Origin of the sequence: Diaphorobacter sp. JS3051 (assembly GCF_015832135.1) — a bacterium.
GTDB classification, from domain to species: Bacteria; Pseudomonadota; Gammaproteobacteria; order Burkholderiales; family Burkholderiaceae_C; genus Diaphorobacter; species Diaphorobacter nitroreducens.
Genome location: NZ_CP065406.1, coordinates 1,717,898 through 1,739,855, shown reverse-complemented (window position 1 = coordinate 1,739,855; position 21,958 = coordinate 1,717,898). Strand labels below are relative to the sequence as shown.

At 62.7% G+C, this 21,958-nt stretch carries 19 protein-coding genes and 6 pseudogenes; 11 read left to right on the top strand and 14 right to left on the bottom strand.

Annotated elements, in window-relative coordinates; translation table 11 throughout:
* Positions 1–243 precede the first annotated feature (243 nt).
* The gene (locus I3K84_RS08315; protein WP_196995891.1) at positions 244–552 is read left to right on the top strand and encodes a hypothetical protein; all 309 of its coding nucleotides are present in this window, start codon (positions 244–246) and stop codon (positions 550–552) included.
* A gap of 126 nt (positions 553–678) precedes the next feature.
* Here the strand turns inward: I3K84_RS08315 and I3K84_RS08310 are convergent, their stop codons facing one another.
* From I3K84_RS08310 to I3K84_RS08290, 5 genes are all read right to left on the bottom strand, one after another.
* Positions 679–1,206: a hypothetical protein gene (locus I3K84_RS08310; RefSeq protein ID WP_196994973.1), complete on the bottom strand. Its 528-nt coding sequence runs from the start codon at positions 1,204–1,206 to the stop codon at positions 679–681.
* Positions 1,203–2,768 (bottom strand): IS66 family transposase, encoded by a 1,566-nt coding sequence (locus I3K84_RS08305; RefSeq protein ID WP_196994974.1) that lies wholly within the window; start codon positions 2,766–2,768, stop codon positions 1,203–1,205. Before I3K84_RS08305 ends, I3K84_RS08310 begins: the two co-directional genes overlap by 4 nt.
* An 80-nt stretch (positions 2,769–2,848) precedes the next feature.
* Positions 2,849–3,196, bottom strand: coding sequence for an IS66 family insertion sequence element accessory protein TnpB (gene tnpB, locus I3K84_RS08300; protein ID WP_196994975.1), 348 nt, complete (start codon positions 3,194–3,196; stop codon positions 2,849–2,851).
* Positions 3,193–3,591, bottom strand: coding sequence for a hypothetical protein (locus tag I3K84_RS08295; RefSeq protein ID WP_196994976.1), 399 nt, complete (start codon positions 3,589–3,591; stop codon positions 3,193–3,195). Before I3K84_RS08295 ends, tnpB (I3K84_RS08300) begins: the two co-directional genes overlap by 4 nt.
* A 162-nt stretch (positions 3,592–3,753) precedes the next feature.
* Positions 3,754–4,053 carry a helix-turn-helix domain-containing protein gene (locus I3K84_RS08290; protein WP_011489350.1) on the bottom strand — a complete coding sequence of 100 codons (300 nt, stop codon included), beginning with the start codon at positions 4,051–4,053 and terminating at the stop codon, positions 3,754–3,756.
* 121 nt (positions 4,054–4,174) lie between these two features.
* Between I3K84_RS08290 and I3K84_RS08285 the strand changes: the two genes are divergently transcribed.
* Positions 4,175–4,816 carry a substrate-binding domain-containing protein gene (locus I3K84_RS08285; RefSeq protein ID WP_011489351.1) on the top strand — a complete coding sequence of 214 codons (642 nt, stop codon included), beginning with the start codon at positions 4,175–4,177 and terminating at the stop codon, positions 4,814–4,816.
* A 314-nt stretch (positions 4,817–5,130) separates the two neighbouring features.
* A pseudogene (locus tag I3K84_RS08280) lies at positions 5,131–5,741 on the top strand (LysE family translocator).
* A 143-nt stretch (positions 5,742–5,884) separates the two neighbouring features.
* Here I3K84_RS08280 and I3K84_RS08275 read toward each other — a convergent pair.
* Complete coding sequence (locus tag I3K84_RS08275) at positions 5,885–6,769, bottom strand: LysR substrate-binding domain-containing protein (protein WP_012248462.1); 885 nt, start codon at positions 6,767–6,769, stop codon at positions 5,885–5,887.
* A gap of 169 nt (positions 6,770–6,938) precedes the next feature.
* Between I3K84_RS08275 and I3K84_RS08270 the strand changes: the two genes are divergently transcribed.
* The 7 genes and pseudogenes from I3K84_RS08270 to I3K84_RS08240 all read left to right on the top strand — a co-directional run.
* Positions 6,939–7,721 carry a chlorocatechol 1,2-dioxygenase gene (locus tag I3K84_RS08270; protein WP_196995890.1) on the top strand — a complete coding sequence of 261 codons (783 nt, stop codon included), beginning with the start codon at positions 6,939–6,941 and terminating at the stop codon, positions 7,719–7,721.
* Positions 7,718–8,830 (top strand): muconate cycloisomerase family protein, encoded by a 1,113-nt coding sequence (locus tag I3K84_RS08265; RefSeq protein WP_011489354.1) that lies wholly within the window; start codon positions 7,718–7,720, stop codon positions 8,828–8,830. The genes I3K84_RS08270 and I3K84_RS08265 overlap by 4 nt, the downstream gene beginning before the upstream one ends.
* Before the next feature lie 26 nt (positions 8,831–8,856).
* Positions 8,857–9,840 (top strand): annotated as a pseudogene (locus I3K84_RS08260) (Bug family tripartite tricarboxylate transporter substrate binding protein).
* Positions 9,841–9,855: 15 nt separating this feature from the next.
* Positions 9,856–10,572, top strand: coding sequence for a dienelactone hydrolase family protein (locus I3K84_RS08255; RefSeq protein ID WP_021224467.1), 717 nt, complete (start codon positions 9,856–9,858; stop codon positions 10,570–10,572).
* Positions 10,569–11,627 (top strand): maleylacetate reductase, encoded by a 1,059-nt coding sequence (locus I3K84_RS08250; RefSeq protein ID WP_011489357.1) that lies wholly within the window; start codon positions 10,569–10,571, stop codon positions 11,625–11,627. The genes I3K84_RS08255 and I3K84_RS08250 overlap by 4 nt, the downstream gene beginning before the upstream one ends.
* 115 nt (positions 11,628–11,742) lie before the next feature.
* Positions 11,743–12,726 carry an AraC family transcriptional regulator gene (locus tag I3K84_RS08245; protein ID WP_196995889.1) on the top strand — a complete coding sequence of 328 codons (984 nt, stop codon included), beginning with the start codon at positions 11,743–11,745 and terminating at the stop codon, positions 12,724–12,726.
* 205 nt (positions 12,727–12,931) lie between these two features.
* A pseudogene (locus tag I3K84_RS08240) lies at positions 12,932–15,664 on the top strand (Tn3-like element IS1071 family transposase); the annotation flags it as partial.
* Positions 15,665–15,793: 129 nt separating this feature from the next.
* Here I3K84_RS08240 and I3K84_RS08235 read toward each other — a convergent pair.
* From I3K84_RS08235 to I3K84_RS08220, 4 genes are all read right to left on the bottom strand, one after another.
* Positions 15,794–16,321: a hypothetical protein gene (locus I3K84_RS08235; RefSeq protein WP_196994973.1), complete on the bottom strand. Its 528-nt coding sequence runs from the start codon at positions 16,319–16,321 to the stop codon at positions 15,794–15,796.
* Positions 16,318–17,883 carry an IS66 family transposase gene (locus tag I3K84_RS08230; RefSeq protein ID WP_196994974.1) on the bottom strand — a complete coding sequence of 522 codons (1,566 nt, stop codon included), beginning with the start codon at positions 17,881–17,883 and terminating at the stop codon, positions 16,318–16,320. Before I3K84_RS08230 ends, I3K84_RS08235 begins: the two co-directional genes overlap by 4 nt.
* Before the next feature lie 80 nt (positions 17,884–17,963).
* Positions 17,964–18,311, bottom strand: coding sequence for an IS66 family insertion sequence element accessory protein TnpB (tnpB, locus tag I3K84_RS08225; protein ID WP_196994975.1), 348 nt, complete (start codon positions 18,309–18,311; stop codon positions 17,964–17,966).
* Positions 18,308–18,706: a hypothetical protein gene (locus I3K84_RS08220; protein ID WP_196994976.1), complete on the bottom strand. Its 399-nt coding sequence runs from the start codon at positions 18,704–18,706 to the stop codon at positions 18,308–18,310. Before I3K84_RS08220 ends, tnpB (I3K84_RS08225) begins: the two co-directional genes overlap by 4 nt.
* Positions 18,707–18,788: 82 nt before the next feature.
* On the opposite strand from I3K84_RS08220, the pseudogene I3K84_RS22530 reads away from it, so the two are divergent.
* Positions 18,789–18,980: pseudogene (locus tag I3K84_RS22530) on the top strand (hypothetical protein); the annotation flags it as partial.
* A 142-nt stretch (positions 18,981–19,122) separates the two neighbouring features.
* On the opposite strand, the pseudogene I3K84_RS08215 reads toward I3K84_RS22530, so the two are convergent.
* The 4 genes and pseudogenes from I3K84_RS08215 to I3K84_RS08200 form a co-directional block, all read right to left on the bottom strand.
* Positions 19,123–19,557 (bottom strand): annotated as a pseudogene (locus I3K84_RS08215) (ATP-binding protein); the annotation flags it as partial.
* A pseudogene (locus I3K84_RS08210) lies at positions 19,550–19,726 on the bottom strand (IS21 family transposase); the annotation flags it as partial. The pseudogenes I3K84_RS08215 and I3K84_RS08210, both read right to left, overlap by 8 nt.
* Before the next feature lie 133 nt (positions 19,727–19,859).
* Complete coding sequence (locus tag I3K84_RS08205) at positions 19,860–20,387, bottom strand: hypothetical protein (protein ID WP_196994973.1); 528 nt, start codon at positions 20,385–20,387, stop codon at positions 19,860–19,862.
* Positions 20,384–21,949, bottom strand: a complete 1,566-nt coding sequence (locus I3K84_RS08200) for an IS66 family transposase (RefSeq protein WP_196994974.1) — start codon at positions 21,947–21,949, stop codon at positions 20,384–20,386. Before I3K84_RS08200 ends, I3K84_RS08205 begins: the two co-directional genes overlap by 4 nt.
* Positions 21,950–21,958: the final 9 nt, after the last annotated feature.

Here is a 21,958-nt window from a genome sequence, read left to right as displayed (position 1 = left end):
AGGTCACTGGATGTCTGCTGTCAGGTAGTGTGAACAGGAGCTTGCGACCCGAAGCCGACGGTAGGCGCCTTTCCTCAAAGGAGCCGCTGGGTAACGGCCGGCAGGTTGGCAGTTTGACAATTGTCTCGGGAGAGTTGCGCGTGAAGTTGGTGGCTCGCGATTTTGATGGTCTGCGCTGGTACCCTCCAGACTTGTGCATACTTTGTCAGCTAGCAAAGTGTTATGCCATCAAACATCCCCGCTATGCATACCTCTGAAGACCCAAAAGGCGCCTCGTCAGATAAGGATCTTCAATCTGATCCGAAGTATTGGGCCAACATCTTTCGCGGCACCCCTTTGGCGATCGTTGTTCCACCATACATACGGTTCCTGCAGGGGCAGGTCTCATTACGCCGAGCGTTGAACTTTCTTGTTGTGGCGCAGCGTGAAGCGCTTGCTGGCAACCCTCGCCTACAGCCTATTCTTGAAGGCATGAACTTGTCCAAAGAGGCCAAACAAGCAGGTTTGTACTTTGAGACGTTCTTTGCTTCAACGCATGTGATTGCTCTGTAAGTGTCCGCCCAACCCCGTACTTGCTGACCGGCTCGCGGCCAGGCATCGTCACCTCCTGAATGGACAGGGGGTTTTTCGATGCAGACAGGGCTACCTTGGCACCGGCCGCCGCTCCGGCGCCCGTGGTCACACGTCCACGACGTGACGCAGCAGCGCGAAGGAAACTTTCCACAGCCCACCGTCGCCCGTGTCGATGCTGGCGGTGCGCTGGTTGATCCGGGTGATGACCCCGACTTGAGCGCGCAGGTGCTTATCTTCAAAGGACACCTTCTGCCCGCGCTGGAAGTCGTCGCGACTTGGCTTGGGCGCGGCCGGCGGCGGCATGGTCGCCGTGGCGCCTTGCGTGATGTCGGTCTCTGCGCAGGCGGGCGGTTCCACCGCCGCATAGGCCAGTCGCCAATGCCGCAGCGTGGCCTGGTCTTGCACCAGGATCTCCTTGTCCTTCATCTCGACCACCCGCGCCGGCCGCATCTGCCCGCTCTCCAGCTCGAAGTAGCGCACCGTCTGCCCCAGGTGAAGTTGTCGGCGGATCTCGATCACCCGTTTCGGATCGGTGATCATCCGCTGCAGGATGGCCTGCAGGCGGTACAGCTGCAGGCTGCTGGCCTGCCCGAGAGCATCGAGCAGCCGACGCTCCTGGTCCTCGATCATCATGCCGGCTTCCAGTGCATCGGCAGCAGTTGTTCCAGCTGGCTGAGGCGGCAGTCGTTGATGCGGCTGAACACGTCCTTCAGGTACGCGTACGGCTCCACGCCATTGAGTTTGGCCGTCTCGATCAGGCTGAGGGCCACCGCCGCGGCGTGGCCGCCGCGTTCGCTGCCCGCGAAGAGCCAGTTCTTTCGCGACAGGGCGATCGGCCGCATCGCCCGCTCGCTGGCATTGTTGTCCACCGCCAGCATCCCCTCATCGAGGAACGCCGTCAGCGCGGGCCAGTTGCTCAGGGTGTAGGCCACCGCCTTGCCAAGCGCCGATTGCGGCAGCAATGCTGCGACGTGCCCCAGCAGCCACTGGTGGAAGTCGGCCAGCAGCGGGCGACTGCGACGCTGACGCTGCAACCGCTTCTGATCAGGGTCGGATTCGGCGATCTCCCGCTCGATGTGATACATCTCCCCGATGAAGCGCAGGGCCTCATGGGCCACGCCAGGCGGCGCGCCGGGCGGTGCGGTCTTGACCACCTCCATGTACCGTCTGCGGGCATGGGCCCAGCATGCCGAGTGGATGACGTCGCCACCTTTGAAGAGGCTGTGATACCCGGCGTAGTCGTCGGCCTGCAGCCACCCCTTCCAGCCGGCGAGCATGCGCCGAGGGTGCGCGCCGGAGCGGTCGGTGGTGAAGTCGTACAGCGCCGCTGGCGCCACCGGCTGCCACTGGCCTGCTGCATCGCGTTTGTGCCCGCCGGCCAGGTAGCACCACAGCCGCGCCGTGATGGTCTTGCCGGCGCCGCTGCCGCGTGCGGCCTGCATCGCCAGGGTGGTGTCGTCCGTGAGGATCACCGGGCTGGCCAGCACGTGTGCCTTTAGCGGCGGCATCAGGCGGGCCAGCAATTCGCAGCCGTCCAGCGTCCAGTCGCACAGCGTCTGCCGCGGGGCGGCAAAGCCCAGGCGCGCAAAGCCACGCTCCTGGCGCGCCAGCGGGTTGTGATCGAGGTACTTGGCCACCAGCACGTGTGCCAGCAGGCCCGGCCCGGCATTGCTGCGGGGCAGCGGCGAGGTGATGGCGCTGGCGGTGCGCACGGTGCTGCTGCCCTGGTCGTCCTCGCAGCGGTACTTCAGCCGCGCGTGCTGCAGCACCAGCAGCTTGGCTGGCGTGTATTCGATCGTCTCGCTGACCTCCTCGCCGATGCGCTGGACCCGGGTGAACTGGGCCTTCTCCTGCTCGCTCAGATCGTGCTCGACGCGCACCCGCGGCAGGCTCGGATCGATCGCGGGGCGTCCACGGCGGCGGCGATGGTGCTCGCCCACGCGCTCGCGCGTCTCGGGCGGCACGGGCAGTTCGACCGTGTCGACCCACAGTTCGGTCTGGCCCACATGCAGCACCTCGCTGCTGCGGCCGAACATCCGGTGGCGCAAGGCAGCGAGCTGCTGGGCGAGATTGGCCATCTGGGCATCGGCCTGCTCGCGCACCGCCTGCAGCTGCTGCGCGAGCTGCACCACCAGGTCCTTCAAAGGCTCCACCGCGTCGGGCAACTGGGCGCGATCGAGGTAGGCGGTGGACATGGGCAATGATCTTCCCATGCACTTCGCGGCATGGCCATTCGGAGAATCGAGAATTGCTAGACACCATCGCGCTCGATCTACTATGCAACCATCGATGCTGTGACCGCCGGCAGGCGCTTCACGCGACTGAGGTCGATGCCGTCGAGCCAGGCCACCAGCTCGCTCATGGCGATGCCGTTGCCCGCCAAGCGCGCCGGATCGGCGAAGCGGCCGCGCTCCAGGCGCTTGTACAGAACCCAGAATCCGTGACGGTCCCACACCAGCAGCTTGGCCTTGTCGCGCCGGCGCGCGATGAACACGAACACGTGTCCCGACAACGGGTTCAAGCCCATGCTCATCGCGACGATCTGGCCGAGCGCATCGATCGACTTGCGCATGTCCACGGCTTCGGCGTAGACGTAGGCGCGGATCGCCGAGGACAGGATCACGCCAGTCGCTCCAGCACCCGGGCAAGCACACGCTCGGCGCTCGCACCCGCCAGACGCAGCGTGATGCCCCCGCACAGAGCGATCTCCACGTCGCTTGCAATCGACGGCACGCTTTGCGAGCCGATCGCGATGAAGGAGGCGGAGCCCTTCGCGGCCTCGGCCGCGGCCGGCATGGTGCCGATGGAGCGGCGATGCTTGGCCAGGCGATAGCGGTAGGTGGACAGAGCCAGGGCGTTGTCGTGGCAATACTGCCGCACGCTCATGCCTTGACTGAGACGGCGATCCTCGTGTGCGAGCCAGAAGGCGTCGTCGCGCTCGGCGCCGTCGCGAACCTGGCCGGATTCGACAGCGTCGCCGCGGGGCGAGTCACCAGCTGCCGGAAGATCTTGCTGCATCGTCGTTCTCCTGTTGGATGGAAGGCTCGACGATGCCTGGTGGCTACGAGTTCAGCAAGAACGGGGAAGAGCGGACAGATACCTTCATCGTTCGTCTGCGTGATCTCGTCCGCCTACGTGAGAATCTAGGTGGCTGACAGAGCCAACCACGGACGTTCAGCTTCAAGAATCGGTCCGGGCGCCGATGCCAAGGTAGTGCTCCGTTGCAGCCATCAGGTCAGCGGCGCTTATTCTGAGCGCCATGGCAATTTTCAATATGACAGGAAGCGTGGGCACGTGCTCCCCGCGCTCGATCTTGCCCATGTGCGAGCGCGAGATGCCTGCCCGGGATGCAAATTCGTCTTGAGCAATACCTTGAGCGACGCGCGCAACGCGCACGGCCTGTCCGAAGGCCAACGCTGGTTCGGATTCATACGTCGATGTGCCAGCGGGGCGGCCTGGCTGAATAGTGGGCTTCTGCATTTGCAGAAGCGTCGGACAAACCTCTGAAATTAACCACGTTAAATTTATAGACGTTAAAGTTCACTCTTGCTTATCATATGGGCTCCTCCTTGACCTGATTAGCCGCCTCTGCGGTGCCCTTATGCACAACGCTACCGGCCAGTCCCCCCGTCTCAGGCTCGCCATAGCGCCAGGCGCGCCGTCGCCACAGTTGTCGGCACTGCTGGCGCTGCAACGCGCGGAAGAGCCCGATGTCGCTCTCGCCTTCTTTGAGGTTTCAGGTCGCGATCTGCATGCGGGACTACATGACGGCCGTTACGACGCGGGGGTTTCAATTCAGGTATCGAGCGACGCGGCGCTTAAAGCGCAGCCGTTGTGGGCCGAGTGCATGGCCGTCGCCATGCCGCTACGATTTCCATTGCTTGATCAGGCGACACTCACGATCGCCGATCTGCTGGACTTCGCCCTGTATCGCTGGCAGGCGGAAATCTGTTCCAAGTTGGATGAGCGGCTTTCCACGCCCCTGCCGACAGGTCGACAGAACATCCGGTACGTCACTTCGTTTGGCCTGTTGGCCACGTGGGTCGCGGCCGGCTACGGCGTCGGGGTGTCCGCGCAATCGCGCATCGAGCACGCTCACAGATGGGGGATCACGATGCGGCCGCTCATCGATGGCCCCTACGAGATCGTGACACACCTGCAGCGGCCCCAGGAGCCAACCAGTTCCGTTGTGGAGCGATTCGAGCGAAGAGCGTTGCAGGTCGCAAGGGCGAGTGCTGCATAGTGGACGCGCTCTTGAGGACTGGATTGGTCAGGAATACGCGCCGGCTACGCTGCTCACGCTACCGCGATGCGTTTTCGAGTGAACGTGCCACGCGGTTGACTGCGCCGTGGGTTAGATGCGACTCGACCATCGCACGGCTGAATTCTCCAAGTGGGCGGCAGCCTCGAAACAGCGTAGCACCCGCTAGGAAGGCTGACGCGTACCGGAAGATGTCGAATTCAGTTCTCCATTATTGGCCGGAAAGATCGATATTCCTTCACGTTGATTTTGAATATCATCTGCCTTAATTTCATTGTTTCCGACCGGATACGCCAATGACCGAATTAATAGCTGTCGTCACAATCACCTTGCTGGCCGTCATCAGCCCTGGGCCGGACTTTGCAACGGTTACGCGCAATAGCTTGATGCTGTCGCGCCGCGCGGGCGTGCTGACCGCATTGGGCATAGGCTTAGGCATACTGGTACATATCACCTATACGTTGATCGGCGTGGGCCTGCTAATCCAGCAATCGCTTTGGTTGTTTAACACCATCAACTGGTCGGTGCTGCCTATCTAATTTATCTCGGCATAAAAATGCTGTGCACGAAAGCTGGCGGCGCACTGACCGAAAAGCGTATGGCGCCGCTCTCGGATGGCGCTGCGCTGCGTACCGGTTTCCTGACCAATACGCTGAACCCCAAAGCCACGGTATTCATCGTCAGCCTGTTTATGCAGGTGGTGCGGCCCGACACTCCGCTGGCAGTGCAGATTGGCTATGGCGCTTTCATCGCTGCGGCGCACATGGGCTGGTTTAGCCTGGTGGCCTTATGCTTCTCTGCCGGTGCCGTGCGCGATCGTCTGCTGGCTTTCCGCCATTGGATCGACCGTGCCTTCGGCGGGCGGCTGGTCGGCTTCGGAGTACTGATAGCGGTGGCCCGGCGCTGATTGCGTCGGGCATTGCCCTCGCTGCGCGTGCCTTCCTTTTAGCGTGAGCCATGTCGCAGTAAGAGTTGGAGTACAGCGATTGATGCCCGCTTTACGGCCAGTGTTATGCCGAATTGCGGGCTCGACAACCTAACGATTGGCATCTATTGCGATTCTCGAATAGGTAGCAAGTTCAAGAATGTTTTCAGAATCGGCGCAATGTGATCGTGACGGTAGATACAACTGACCGGTACAGTGGCCTTGGAGCCCACGAGTTCAGTGAAGCCGAAGTCAGGCCACGAAATCATGGCTACTGTCTCGGGAACAATTGTCACGCCGACGCCGGCCAACGCCAGAGCCATGGCTGCATTGACGTCTTCAACTATGGCGACAACCTTTGGCTCCACTCGCGCGTTTTTGAATACGCCGATGACTTCGTCTGCGAAACTGGGGCGTCCTTCTCGCGGGAACAGGATCAAGGGCTCGTTACGAAGCGCGCTGCAATGAACTTGCTCACCAAACGAGCGAGCGCGCGACTTTTGCGCACCCAGAAATAGCCTCTCATTGGTTACGTTTCGGACAACTACACCCTCCTGATAGGGGTAGAAACGCCCGAACCCGATATCGATGGTGCCAGCGTCCAGCGCTTCAATCTGGCGGTTCTTGCTCATCTGCGTCAAGGACACAGTTGCCGAGGGAGCAACCGACAAGAGTTGCCGCAGCAGTAGCGGTAGCGTATGCAAAACGACGGTTCCGAAATAGGCGACGCGCAATTCCCCGATTTCACCGCGCGATGCTGCACGTGATCTCACCCTTGAGATCTCGGTAACGTGCAGTAGGCGCCTGGCATCCTCTAAAAATGTTGTACCCGCTGCCGTCAATTCGACGCCGCGGTGCGTGCGTTCAAACAGCACCACGCCGAGATCCTGTTCCAGGGCCTGTATTTGGCGGGTAATGGGCGGCTGGGAAATATGCAGGCGTCTTGCCGCAGCACCGATATTTCCCTCTTCTGCGACCGCGATGAAATAGCGAAGCTGCCGAAATTCCATTTAAGACCTCTGGTTTTCCCTAGGGGTGGACACCGCTAAGCCATACCGATCCCGTATTGCAAAGGCTAAAAAAAGGTATTGGACCGCATGACACGCGAATCTTAGCATTCATGTTTGAAGCACCAACTCATCGGTGTTTCAACCATCAGATCTTGAAAGGAGACGAGTCATGGATAAACGAGTTGCCGAGGTCGCAGGCGCGATCGTCGAGGCAGTACGCAAAATTTTGCTGGACAAGCGCGTCACGGAAGCCGAATACCGCGCGGGTGTCGACTATCTCACCGAGGTCGCACAGACGCGGGAAACCGCGGTGCTTCTGGACGCTTTCCTGAACAGCACCATCATCGAAGGCAAGGCGCAGCGCTCGCGGACCTCTGCGCCTGGGATGCAGGGGCCGTACTTCCTGGAAGGTGCTCCTGTAGTTGAAGGCGTCCTCAAGACCTACGATACCGACGACCACAAACCGCTGATCATTCGCGGTACGGTGCGCTCGGACACGGGCGAGTTGCTCGCTGGCGCTGTCATCGACGTGTGGCACTCGACGCCTGATGGCTTGTACAGCGGGATCCACGACAACATCCCCATGGACTACTACCGCGGAAAACTCGTGACGGATTCCCAGGGCAACTTTCGCGTGCGCACCACGATGCCAGTGCCATACCAGATCCCCTACGAGGGGCCGACTGGGCGTCTGCTGGGCCACCTGGGCAGCCATACCTGGCGTCCGGCGCACGTGCACTTCAAGGTGCGCAAGGACGGTTTCGAACCGTTGACCACGCAATACTACTTCGAAGGGGGCAAATGGGTGGACGATGACTGCTGTCACGGCGTCACCCCCGACCTGATTACGCCCGAGACGATCGAGGACGGGGTGCGGGTCATGACCCTGGACTTCGTAATCGAGCGTGAGCAGGCCGAGCAACGCAAGTCGGCTACGGAGACAGTGGCATGAAGATCGAAGCGATCGATGTGACGCTGGTGGACGTCCCAGCTTCGCGTCCCATCCAGATGTCGTTTACCACGGTGCAGAAGCAGAGCTATGCGATCGTGCAGATCCGTGCGGGCGGGCTTGTCGGCATCGGCGAGGGCAGCAGCGTAGGTGGGCCGACTTGGAGTTCCGAATGCGCTGAAACCATCAAGGTCATCATCGAAACGTACTTGGCGCCGCTCCTGATCGGCAAGGACGCGACAAATCTGCGAGAGCTCCAGCACTTAATGGAGCGCGCCGTAACCGGAAACTATTCGGCCAAGGCGGCCATCGACGTTGCGCTGCATGATCTGAAGGCACGCTCTCTGAACCTGCCGCTGAGCGATTTGATCGGCGGCGCGATCCAGCAGGGCATCCCCATTGCCTGGACCCTGGCGAGCGGCGACACGCAGCGGGACATCGCAATCGCCGAGGAAATGATCGAGCGGCGCCGGCACAACCGGTTCAAGATCAAGCTTGGCGTGCGCTCCCCGGCAGATGATTTGCGCCATATCGAGAAGATTATCGAGCGCGTCGGTGACCGTGCTGCGGTGCGGGTCGATATCAACCAGGCCTGGGATGAGAACACGGCATCGGTGTGGATTCCGCGCCTGGAGGCGGCCGGTGTCGAACTGGTCGAACAGCCGGTGGCACGCAGCAACTTCGATGCGCTTCGGCGCCTGTCGGCCGACAACGGGGTGGCCATCCTGGCCGATGAAAGCCTGAGCTCGCTGGCGTCCGCCTTCGAACTGGCGCGCCATCATTGCGTCGACGCCTTCTCGCTGAAGCTGTGCAACATGGGCGGGGTGGCAAATACCCTCAAGGTCGCTGCGATCGCGGAAGCCTCGGGCATTGCGTCCTATGGGGGCACCATGTTGGATTCATCAATCGGCACCGCTGCTGCTCTCCATGTGTATGCCACATTGCCGACGATGCCCTTCGGATGTGAACTGCTAGGGCCCTGGGTGTTAGCCGACACGCTTACGCAGACCCAACTCGAGATCAAGGACTTCGAGATTCGGTTGCCCTCGGGTCCTGGGTTGGGTGTTGATATCGATCCGGACAAGCTGCGCCACTTCACCCGCGCGGGTTGATTGAAGTCAGTTAGGGGAAAATCACCATGTTGTCTCGTTTATCAATTCGTTTGGTCGTCTGGCTAGGCTGCGTAGGCTTGAGCTTGCTGGCAGTAACGGCGAGTGCTGCAGACTACCCGAGCAAGCCCATTCGATGGATCGTTCCATTCCCGCCGGGCGGTGCAATCGACATGGTTTCTCGTGTCTTGGCCCAGCGCGTGTCGCAAACGCTGGGGCAGCCGGTGACAGTGGAGAATCGTCCGGGCTCGGGCGGGATCATCGGCAGCGCGGAGGTCGCGCGCTCCCCGGCTGACGGTTATACGCTGCTGGTGAACTCGACAGGGCTGGCAGTGGACAAGTGATTTTATCCGAACGTCGCCTACGATGCTCGGAAAGCATTTGCCCCCGTGGCGCTGTTGGCAACTATCCCCAGCGTTCTAGTGGTGCCGGCTGATTCCCCATACAAGGATGCCAGGAGCCTACTAGCGTACGCAAAGGCCAACCCCGGTAAGGTGTCATTCGCCTCTGCAGGCATGGGGACGTCGATCCATCTGGCGGCCGCTCTGCTGGCCGCTCAGGCCGGGGTTGACCTGCTCCACGTGCCCTACAAAGGGGGCACGCCAGCTGCCGCCGACCTGATCGCGGGGCGAGTCTCCATGATGGTCGATTCGATCGCCGCACAGCAGAAGTTTATCAAATCTGGACGGGTGCGTGCGCTGGGTGTCACCAGCTTGCAACCCGCGCCCTCATTGCCTGGGATTCCTCCCCTGGCGCAAGCAGCCGACCAACCGAAGTTCGAGGTCCTGTCATGGTATGGCTTATTTGTGCCGTCACGTACCTCGCCGGACATCGTCAAGGTGCTCAACACAGCAATGAATGAAGCACTGAAGACCCCGGAGGTACAAAAGGCGCTGGCGGATATCGGCGCTTCAGCGCAGGGGGGAACATCGCAAGCTCTGGGCGTCTTATGGGACAACGAGATCGACCGATGGGGCCAGTTGATCGTCCACCATCGACTCAACACCCAATGAACTGTAATCGGAGAGATGAAGATGTTGACTGAAGGGATATCGATTCAATCGTATGACGGGCATACATTCGGCGCGCTCGTGGGCTCGCCGGCCAAAGCGCCCGCTCCCGTGATTGTGATCGCTCAAGAAATATTTGGTGTGAACGCGTTCATGCGAGAAACGGTGTCATGGCTGGTCGACCAGGGGTATGCGGCAGTTTGCCCTGATCTGTACGCGCGCCAGGCGCCAGGTACAGCACTCGATCCGCAGGATGAGGCGCAGAGAGAGCAAGCCTACAAGCTCTGGCAGGCCTTCGACATGGAGGCCGGCGTGGGCGATCTGGAGGCTGCTATCCGCTATGCGCGACACCAACCCTACAGCAACGGCAAGGTGGGATTGGTGGGGTATTGCCTGGGCGGTGCGCTTGCCTTTCTAGTGGCCGCCAAAGGATACGTGGATCGCGCCGTAGGCTACTACGGTGTTGGACTGGAGAAGCAGCTCAACAAGGTCCCGGAAGTCAAGCATCCGGCGTTGTTTCACATGGGCGGCCAAGACCACTTCGTGCCCGCGCCAAGCCGCCAGCTGATTACTGAAGGCTTCGGTGCCAATCCATTGCTGCAAGTGCACTGGTACGAAGAGGCCGGACACTCGTTCGCCAGGACGAGCAGTTCGGGCTATGTGGCGAGTGCCGCGGCGTTGGCCAACGAACGTACACTGGATTTCCTGGCGCCCTTGCAGAGCAAGAAGCCATGAATTTCATTCACGACTATCGTTCCCCGCGGGTGATTTTTGGACCCGACAGCCTCGCCCGATTGCCGCAGGAACTGGAACGTCTCGGCATTGACCGGGCGCTCGTGTTGACCACGCCTGAGCAGGCGCCCCTGGGACGGCAAGTAGCCGAGCCGGTCATCGGCCACGTGGCAGCCTTCTACGATGGTGCGACCATGCATGTACCCGCTTTGGTGGCTGAGGAGGCCTGCAAGATTGCGCGCACGAGTGAGGCTAATGGCGTCATTGCGATTGGTGGGGGATCTACTATCGGACTCGCTAAGATCGTGGCGCTCCGTACAGAGTTGCCCATCGTCGCTGTGCCCACGACATATGCAGGTAGCGAGATGACGTCCATCTTCGGTATCACAGAGGGTGGCGTCAAGAAAACCGGCCGCGACGCGCGTGTCATGCCCCGTGCAGTTATCTACGAGCCCCGGCTGACCCTAGAGCTACCCCTTAGCATCAGCGTGACCAGCGCGATCAATGCAATAGCCCATGCAGTTGAAGGCCTGTATGCGCCAGATGCCACGCCGCTGCTTACCATCATGGCCCAGGAAGGAATCGCAGCGACGGTACGCGCGATTTCCAGAATGTATCAATCACCAAGAGATCTTCAGGCTCGCGGCGACGCGCTTTATGGCGCTTGGCTCTGCGCGAGCGTGCTTGGCAACGTCAGTATGGCATTGCACCACAAGCTGTGCCACACGCTGGGAGGAACGCTCGATCTCCCTCATGCCCAGACCCATACGGTCGTGCTGCCCCACGCGCTGGCCTATAACGCGCGCGCGGTGCCAGACGCAATGCGTGTGCTGCGCATTGCCCTGGGGCATGACGATCCACCCACGGCCTTGTACGAATTGGCTCGCGACAATGGCGCACCCGTGGCCTTGCGCGATCTCGGAATGCGCGAGGAGGATATTGAGCATGTTGGCGACCTGGCATTGCAGGACCGCTATCCCAATCCGCGGGAACTGGATCGAGACGCATTGCTTGCATTGCTGCGCGATGCGTACCACGGACGCCCGCCTTCCGCTTGAGGAGGTTGGCATGGAATTTTCTTTTGATACAAGTTGACGCCCCAGGCGTTGGCCACTCCAGCCGCACAGCCGGGCGGAGTGAACACAACAACACCACCACCACCACGAGGTTGCGATGGCGCATCTGTCCTACTCTCCTCCGAGGAATTTCGACGCCCTTTACCGACAACGTGTATTCCAGTCCCATCAGGCCGTGCGCATGCATGACGCGGCAGCGCGAGAGTTGGCCGACCATAGCCTGACATGGCGTTCGGGCAACGTCGATGCGGCTTTGTACAAGGCACGCGCGCGGCGCCTAACCCTGTTCTCCTTTCGCTATGGTGCAGAGGTCGAAATTGCACCAAGACCGAGCGAGGAGTTCATCGTGGTGCATCATTCGATCAGAGGCGCCGCAGAATTGAGCGTTGACGGCCAGCATATGGTATTGCCCCAAGGGCGCACCGGCTGGATGGCCCCACGGCGAAATTGGCGCATGCGCTGGGAGGCGGGGTGTGAGCAACTCATCCTGAAAATTCCGCGCGACATGATCGAGGCGGGTGGTATCGCACCGATGGCACCACTTGCGACTTTGCCAGTAGGGCTGGATACGCAGTGGCTGCTGCTGGTCCAGGTGTTGCTGGGCGCGTCGTCCGCACCGACCTGCGCGGGAGAGCCCGCCGCGTGGGTGGAGCATATCGAGCAGGGCTTGGCTTCGCTGCTGCGCGCGGCCAGTTCCTGTAGTTTGCCGCGCGAGTCGAGCGATCGGAACTTCGTTGCGCGCGACCCCATCGCCCGGCTTCAGGCCATGGAAGACTATATGCGTGAGCGCCTTGGGGCGCCTATCGGACTGGCAGACCTATCAGGTGCGGCCGGCGTCAGCGCCCGGGTCCTGCAGCAGACCTGTCAACGTCACCGGCAGATGAGCCCCATGGAGTTGCTACGAGACATGCGCCTGGATGCTGTCCATGCGTGGCTATCCGAGCACCCGAGTGCCAACATCACCGAGACAGCCCTGTTCTACGGATTCGGCCACCTCGGCCGATTCGCCGCCTACTACCGGCAACGCTTCGGAGAGTCACCGCACCAGACGGCGCAGCGCCGGTGTTGCGCTCTCTCCTGACTGCGATATCGCAGCGTCAGTGCATGCCGAGCGCTACGGCGTGGCGACGGCCGGTATGTCGGGGTCTCCTCGTTTTCAGTGCAATAAGTGACGGTACGCAAAGCTAGCACTGGCGCGGGGGTGGTCTGGGTAGACCGTTGATTTCATTGACTTTCCTGTTCGCTTTGTAAACGGGTATGGTGGCCTCCCACTTTTGAGGTTCACGATGCAGGGTTGGCACACAACGTTTTTGGGGATGCGTGGGCTCCCCCGCGATATCAGCGACTTCGAGATGAAGGCATTTTTCACCTTCGATGGTGCCGAGCGCGACGCAATCAATGCACGCCGAGGTGATTCCCACAAGCTTGGTCTGGCGCTCCATATTGGTTTCCTGCGCATGAGTGGGCGTTTGCTCGGTGCCTTTCGGGTAATTCCAGTAGCCTTGTGGCGCCACCTTGGCAACGAGCTTGGCATTGCAGCACCAGAAGTCGCCTCGCTGAGAGCCATGTATGAACGCGGGCGCACGCTATTCGATCACCAACAAGTAGCCTGCACGGTCCTTGGATTCCAGTGGATGAGCGAGCACCAGCGCCGCTCACTGGTACGTGAACTGCGCGACGAAGTGGCGCGCTGCGCCGACCGCGATCAGCTACTCGTGCGGGCGCGTCAATGGCTGTACAAGAACAAGCTGGTGATCGTGCACGAGCGGGCAATTCGGACACTGATTGCGGCGGCACTTGCCCAGCTTGAAGTTGAAACAGGCACCGCCATCGCCGCCAGCGTTGATCCAGCAACACTTGATCGCTGGCGAGCCTCAGTTTCAGAGCTGCGCCCAGATGGACAAACCCAGCAGAGTTGGCTATGGGCTGCACCGGCGAAACACTCAACCCGCCAAATCAGCGAGGTACTGGAGCGCATCGACCTGCTTTACACGCTGGACGTTCATAAGCACCTGGCAGACATCCCCGATCTCATCTTGCGCCGCTACGCGCGCCGACTTGTCTCCAGGCCGCCCTCAGCCGGAGCCAAGATCAAAGAGCCAGCGCGCACCGTGGAGGTCGCATGCTTTCTTCGGTATTGCCTGTTCACCACCACAGACCAGTTGATCCTTATGGTGCAGCGCCGGATCGCCGATCTGTGGCGTCAGGCTGCCGCCGATGTCCCCGCTACCGTCAATTGGGCCGCAATGTACAAAACGCTGCTCGGCGAACTTGTTGCCTTGAGCGCGCAAGGTGCGGTGCCAGATGCTGAGTTGCGTGCCCGTCTTGAAGCCTTGATCACCGAAACCCAGAAACGCAAACCACCGAGCAGGGCCTCCCTGGTCCGCGAGGGATTGATTGATGGAATTCGCCCCGTGCGGTCGTTGCTCGTCGCCATTGCAAAGCTGCCCTGGCAGGCCACCGGCGAGCATCCTGCCATCGAGTACCTTGCCAAGCTGCAAGCTTTATATCTCAAAGGATCCAGAAAGCTGCCAGTTGAAGTGGTGGCACCAAGTCTGGGAATGATCTGGCAGGTTTCGATCTCCAGCCCAGACCGGGAACGGGCGTTTCAGGCGTTGGAGGTGGCCACCCTGTTTGCCCTGCGCCGCGCGGTGCGCAATGGCTCGGTCTGGATTGAGCACAGCCTGAGCTTTCGGGGTCGTGCGCGCTTGTTCTTCACGGACGAGCGTTGGCAGGCAGAGTCCAAGAAACACTATGCCCGTCTATCGTTACCCAGCAAGGCTGCCACTTTCTTGAAGCCTTTGCTGGCCAGAGTAACTGCCGGTGTCGATGCGGTGGCCGCTGCAGCCCGCAGTGGCGTACTGCGCGTGGATGATGAACTCCATTTGTCGCCATTGCCCGCAGAGGACGAAGACCCAGAAGTGACCAAGCTGCGCGCGGCTTTGGGTCACCGCATCGGTGAGGTTCAATTGCCGGAAGTGATTCTGGCCGTTGACGCCCAGGTGCGCTTTAGCTGGATCATGCTCGGACGTGAGCCGCGCTCTACCGACGAGCTGCTGATGGTCTATGCCGGCATCATGGCCCACGGCACCAGTCTGACTGCGGTCGAATGCGCGCGCATGATTCCGCAATTGTCTGCCACCAGCATTCGCCAGGCCATGCGCTGGGCGCGGGACGAACGGCGTCTGAGCCAGGCCTGCCAGGCTGTGCTGGAATTCATGCAGCGACACCCGATTGCCGCCACCTGGGGGCGGTCCGATTTGGCATCTTCTGACATGATGACCATGGAGACCACCAAACGGGTGTGGCAAGCCCGGCTTGATCCTCGGCGCAACACACCTTCCATTGGAATCTACTCCCATGTAAAAGACCGGTGGGGCATCTTCCATGCGCAGCCCTTTGTGCTCAATGAGCGCCAGGCGGGCGTGGCCATTGAAGGTGTCATCCGCCAAGAAAAGCTGGAGACCAGCCAGCTTGCTGTGGATACCCATGGCTACACCGACTTTGCCATGTCACATGCCCGTTTGCTTGGTTTTGATCTTTGCCCGCGGTTGAAGGAACTCAAACAGCGCCACCTCTTTGTGCCACGCGGCACCAAAGTGCCCGCAGAAATCGCTGCGGTGTGCGAAGCCAATGTCGACGTCGCTTTGATCGAAAAGCATTGGGATAGTCTGGTGCACCTGGCAGCCTCGGTCATGAGCGGACATGCCAGTGCGGTGGCAGCTCTTGCGCGGTTCGGTTCTGCCGCCCAGGGCGATCCAATCTATGAGGCTGGCGTGCAATTGGGGCGGTTGCTGCGTACGGCGTTTTTGGCTGACTACTTTGTCAAGGACGCTTTCAGGAACGAGTTGCGCCGGGTGCTCAATCGGGGCGAGGCTGTTAACGCCCTCAAGCGCGCCATTTATACCGGCCGGATCAGCCCGGCGCAGGCCAAACGTGTCGATGAAATGCAGGCTGTGGCCGATGCGTTGAGCCTGATGGCCAACATCGTGATGGCGTGGAATACCTCACAGATGCAGTAAGTGTCCGCCCAACCCCGTACTTGCTGACCGGCTCGCGGCCAGGCATCGTCACCTCCTGAATGGACAGGGGGTTTTTCGATGCAGACAGGGCTACCTTGGCACCGGCCGCCGCTCCGGCGCCCGTGGTCACACGTCCACGACGTGACGCAGCAGCGCGAAGGAAACTTTCCACAGCCCACCGTCGCCCGTGTCGATGCTGGCGGTGCGCTGGTTGATCCGGGTGATGACCCCGACTTGAGCGCGCAGGTGCTTATCTTCAAAGGACACCTTCTGCCCGCGCTGGAAGTCGTCGCGACTTGGCTTGGGCGCGGCCGGCGGCGGCATGGTCGCCGTGGCGCCTTGCGTGATGTCGGTCTCTGCGCAGGCGGGCGGTTCCACCGCCGCATAGGCCAGTCGCCAATGCCGCAGCGTGGCCTGGTCTTGCACCAGGATCTCCTTGTCCTTCATCTCGACCACCCGCGCCGGCCGCATCTGCCCGCTCTCCAGCTCGAAGTAGCGCACCGTCTGCCCCAGGTGAAGTTGTCGGCGGATCTCGATCACCCGTTTCGGATCGGTGATCATCCGCTGCAGGATGGCCTGCAGGCGGTACAGCTGCAGGCTGCTGGCCTGCCCGAGAGCATCGAGCAGCCGACGCTCCTGGTCCTCGATCATCATGCCGGCTTCCAGTGCATCGGCAGCAGTTGTTCCAGCTGGCTGAGGCGGCAGTCGTTGATGCGGCTGAACACGTCCTTCAGGTACGCGTACGGCTCCACGCCATTGAGTTTGGCCGTCTCGATCAGGCTGAGGGCCACCGCCGCGGCGTGGCCGCCGCGTTCGCTGCCCGCGAAGAGCCAGTTCTTTCGCGACAGGGCGATCGGCCGCATCGCCCGCTCGCTGGCATTGTTGTCCACCGCCAGCATCCCCTCATCGAGGAACGCCGTCAGCGCGGGCCAGTTGCTCAGGGTGTAGGCCACCGCCTTGCCAAGCGCCGATTGCGGCAGCAATGCTGCGACGTGCCCCAGCAGCCACTGGTGGAAGTCGGCCAGCAGCGGGCGACTGCGACGCTGACGCTGCAACCGCTTCTGATCAGGGTCGGATTCGGCGATCTCCCGCTCGATGTGATACATCTCCCCGATGAAGCGCAGGGCCTCATGGGCCACGCCAGGCGGCGCGCCGGGCGGTGCGGTCTTGACCACCTCCATGTACCGTCTGCGGGCATGGGCCCAGCATGCCGAGTGGATGACGTCGCCACCTTTGAAGAGGCTGTGATACCCGGCGTAGTCGTCGGCCTGCAGCCACCCCTTCCAGCCGGCGAGCATGCGCCGAGGGTGCGCGCCGGAGCGGTCGGTGGTGAAGTCGTACAGCGCCGCTGGCGCCACCGGCTGCCACTGGCCTGCTGCATCGCGTTTGTGCCCGCCGGCCAGGTAGCACCACAGCCGCGCCGTGATGGTCTTGCCGGCGCCGCTGCCGCGTGCGGCCTGCATCGCCAGGGTGGTGTCGTCCGTGAGGATCACCGGGCTGGCCAGCACGTGTGCCTTTAGCGGCGGCATCAGGCGGGCCAGCAATTCGCAGCCGTCCAGCGTCCAGTCGCACAGCGTCTGCCGCGGGGCGGCAAAGCCCAGGCGCGCAAAGCCACGCTCCTGGCGCGCCAGCGGGTTGTGATCGAGGTACTTGGCCACCAGCACGTGTGCCAGCAGGCCCGGCCCGGCATTGCTGCGGGGCAGCGGCGAGGTGATGGCGCTGGCGGTGCGCACGGTGCTGCTGCCCTGGTCGTCCTCGCAGCGGTACTTCAGCCGCGCGTGCTGCAGCACCAGCAGCTTGGCTGGCGTGTATTCGATCGTCTCGCTGACCTCCTCGCCGATGCGCTGGACCCGGGTGAACTGGGCCTTCTCCTGCTCGCTCAGATCGTGCTCGACGCGCACCCGCGGCAGGCTCGGATCGATCGCGGGGCGTCCACGGCGGCGGCGATGGTGCTCGCCCACGCGCTCGCGCGTCTCGGGCGGCACGGGCAGTTCGACCGTGTCGACCCACAGTTCGGTCTGGCCCACATGCAGCACCTCGCTGCTGCGGCCGAACATCCGGTGGCGCAAGGCAGCGAGCTGCTGGGCGAGATTGGCCATCTGGGCATCGGCCTGCTCGCGCACCGCCTGCAGCTGCTGCGCGAGCTGCACCACCAGGTCCTTCAAAGGCTCCACCGCGTCGGGCAACTGGGCGCGATCGAGGTAGGCGGTGGACATGGGCAATGATCTTCCCATGCACTTCGCGGCATGGCCATTCGGAGAATCGAGAATTGCTAGACACCATCGCGCTCGATCTACTATGCAACCATCGATGCTGTGACCGCCGGCAGGCGCTTCACGCGACTGAGGTCGATGCCGTCGAGCCAGGCCACCAGCTCGCTCATGGCGATGCCGTTGCCCGCCAAGCGCGCCGGATCGGCGAAGCGGCCGCGCTCCAGGCGCTTGTACAGAACCCAGAATCCGTGACGGTCCCACACCAGCAGCTTGGCCTTGTCGCGCCGGCGCGCGATGAACACGAACACGTGTCCCGACAACGGGTTCAAGCCCATGCTCATCGCGACGATCTGGCCGAGCGCATCGATCGACTTGCGCATGTCCACGGCTTCGGCGTAGACGTAGGCGCGGATCGCCGAGGACAGGATCACGCCAGTCGCTCCAGCACCCGGGCAAGCACACGCTCGGCGCTCGCACCCGCCAGACGCAGCGTGATGCCCCCGCACAGAGCGATCTCCACGTCGCTTGCAATCGACGGCACGCTTTGCGAGCCGATCGCGATGAAGGAGGCGGAGCCCTTCGCGGCCTCGGCCGCGGCCGGCATGGTGCCGATGGAGCGGCGATGCTTGGCCAGGCGATAGCGGTAGGTGGACAGAGCCAGGGCGTTGTCGTGGCAATACTGCCGCACGCTCATGCCTTGACTGAGACGGCGATCCTCGTGTGCGAGCCAGAAGGCGTCGTCGCGCTCGGCGCCGTCGCGAACCTGGCCGGATTCGACAGCGTCGCCGCGGGGCGAGTCACCAGCTGCCGGAAGATCTTGCTGCATCGTCGTTCTCCTGTTGGATGGAAGGCTCGACGATGCCTGGTGGCTACGAGTTCAGCAAGAACGGGGAAGAGCGGACAGATACCAGATGCAGGCGGTCCTGGATCGCTGGTCGAACCGCCGCCAGGTCATTCCACCGGAACTGATCGGGAAGATTGCGCCCACCAGGCTGGAGAGCATCAACTTGCGGGGTGTGTTTCGCTTCCCGGTTGACCGCTATGCTGACCAAATCCTGCCTTCGCGGCCAAATGCATCGATAACTGGCACCAATGGATGAAACCGACCACGGTTTGACGCCACGAATCGCAGATTTGAAAGTGAACAGGAAAGTCAATGAAATCAACGATCTACCAACACCACCTCCGCGCCAGTGCTAGCTTTTCGTACCGTCACTTATTGCACTGAAAACGAGGAGACCCCTTCTCCTGCTCCAGTGCGTTGACCAGGTCCACCGTGGAGTAAAACCGCACGCGTGAGCCATGGCGCGTGATGCCCGCCACGCCGATGGCCGTGGCCAGATGCGTCTTGCCCGTGCCGGGGCCACCCACCAGCACCACGTTGTGCGCCTGCTCGGTGAACGCCATGCTGGCCAACTGCTCGATGAGCTTTTTGTCCACGGGCGAGCATTCGAAGTCGAAGCCCGCCAGGTCGCGGTGCACGGGGAACTTCGCCGTGTGCATCTGGTAGCTCACTGAGCGCATGGCCCTGTCCGTGACTTCCGCTTGCAGCAGGTGCTCCAGCAGCCAGCGCGAGCTCTCCAGCGTGGCGTGGCCGCCTTGCTTGACCAGGTCCTCCCAGGCCCCGGCCATGCCGTACAGGCGCAGCTCTTTGAACTCCTTGTCCAGCTCACGCATGATCGGCCTCCTGCATGTCGCTGCCAGCGCGCAGGCTGTCATAGCGCGCCGTGTCGGCCAGGGGTGTCTGGCTCACTTGCAGGTTGGTCGCAACCGTCTCGGGCAGGGGCTGCGCTTGCAGGCGGCCGAGCACGTTGATGACGTGCTCGGTGCTCACCCGCCCCGATGGCGGGTAAGTGTCCGCCCAACCCCGTACTTGCTGACCGGCTCGCGGCCAGGCATCGTCACCTCCTGAATGGACAGGGGGTTTTTCGATGCAGACAGGGCTACCTTGGCACCGGCCGCCGCTCCGGCGCCCGTGGTCACACGTCCACGACGTGACGCAGCAGCGCGAAGGAAACTTTCCACAGCCCACCGTCGCCCGTGTCGATGCTGGCGGTGCGCTGGTTGATCCGGGTGATGACCCCGACTTGAGCGCGCAGGTGCTTATCTTCAAAGGACACCTTCTGCCCGCGCTGGAAGTCGTCGCGACTTGGCTTGGGCGCGGCCGGCGGCGGCATGGTCGCCGTGGCGCCTTGCGTGATGTCGGTCTCTGCGCAGGCGGGCGGTTCCACCGCCGCATAGGCCAGTCGCCAATGCCGCAGCGTGGCCTGGTCTTGCACCAGGATCTCCTTGTCCTTCATCTCGACCACCCGCGCCGGCCGCATCTGCCCGCTCTCCAGCTCGAAGTAGCGCACCGTCTGCCCCAGGTGAAGTTGTCGGCGGATCTCGATCACCCGTTTCGGATCGGTGATCATCCGCTGCAGGATGGCCTGCAGGCGGTACAGCTGCAGGCTGCTGGCCTGCCCGAGAGCATCGAGCAGCCGACGCTCCTGGTCCTCGATCATCATGCCGGCTTCCAGTGCATCGGCAGCAGTTGTTCCAGCTGGCTGAGGCGGCAGTCGTTGATGCGGCTGAACACGTCCTTCAGGTACGCGTACGGCTCCACGCCATTGAGTTTGGCCGTCTCGATCAGGCTGAGGGCCACCGCCGCGGCGTGGCCGCCGCGTTCGCTGCCCGCGAAGAGCCAGTTCTTTCGCGACAGGGCGATCGGCCGCATCGCCCGCTCGCTGGCATTGTTGTCCACCGCCAGCATCCCCTCATCGAGGAACGCCGTCAGCGCGGGCCAGTTGCTCAGGGTGTAGGCCACCGCCTTGCCAAGCGCCGATTGCGGCAGCAATGCTGCGACGTGCCCCAGCAGCCACTGGTGGAAGTCGGCCAGCAGCGGGCGACTGCGACGCTGACGCTGCAACCGCTTCTGATCAGGGTCGGATTCGGCGATCTCCCGCTCGATGTGATACATCTCCCCGATGAAGCGCAGGGCCTCATGGGCCACGCCAGGCGGCGCGCCGGGCGGTGCGGTCTTGACCACCTCCATGTACCGTCTGCGGGCATGGGCCCAGCATGCCGAGTGGATGACGTCGCCACCTTTGAAGAGGCTGTGATACCCGGCGTAGTCGTCGGCCTGCAGCCACCCCTTCCAGCCGGCGAGCATGCGCCGAGGGTGCGCGCCGGAGCGGTCGGTGGTGAAGTCGTACAGCGCCGCTGGCGCCACCGGCTGCCACTGGCCTGCTGCATCGCGTTTGTGCCCGCCGGCCAGGTAGCACCACAGCCGCGCCGTGATGGTCTTGCCGGCGCCGCTGCCGCGTGCGGCCTGCATCGCCAGGGTGGTGTCGTCCGTGAGGATCACCGGGCTGGCCAGCACGTGTGCCTTTAGCGGCGGCATCAGGCGGGCCAGCAATTCGCAGCCGTCCAGCGTCCAGTCGCACAGCGTCTGCCGCGGGGCGGCAAAGCCCAGGCGCGCAAAGCCACGCTCCTGGCGCGCCAGCGGGTTGTGATCGAGGTACTTGGCCACCAGCACGTGTGCCAGCAGGCCCGGCCCGGCATTGCTGCGGGGCAGCGGCGAGGTGATGGCGCTGGCGGTGCGCACGGTGCTGCTGCCCTGGTCGTCCTCGCAGCGGTACTTCAGCCGCGCGTGCTGCAGCACCAGCAGCTTGGCTGGCGTGTATTCGATCGTCTCGCTGACCTCCTCGCCGATGCGCTGGACCCGGGTGAACTGGGCCTTCTCCTGCTCGCTCAGATCGTGCTCGACGCGCACCCGCGGCAGGCTCGGATCGATCGCGGGGCGTCCACGGCGGCGGCGATGGTGCTCGCCCACGCGCTCGCGCGTCTCGGGCGGCACGGGCAGTTCGACCGTGTCGACCCACAGTTCGGTCTGGCCCACATGCAGCACCTCGCTGCTGCGGCCGAACATCCGGTGGCGCAAGGCAGCGAGCTGCTGGGCGAGATTGGCCATCTGGGCATCGGCCTGCTCGCGCACCGCCTGCAGCTGCTGCGCGAGCTGCACCACCAGGTCCTTCAAAGGCTCCACCGCGTCGGGCAACTGGGCGCGATCGAGGTAGGCGGTGGACATGGGCAATGA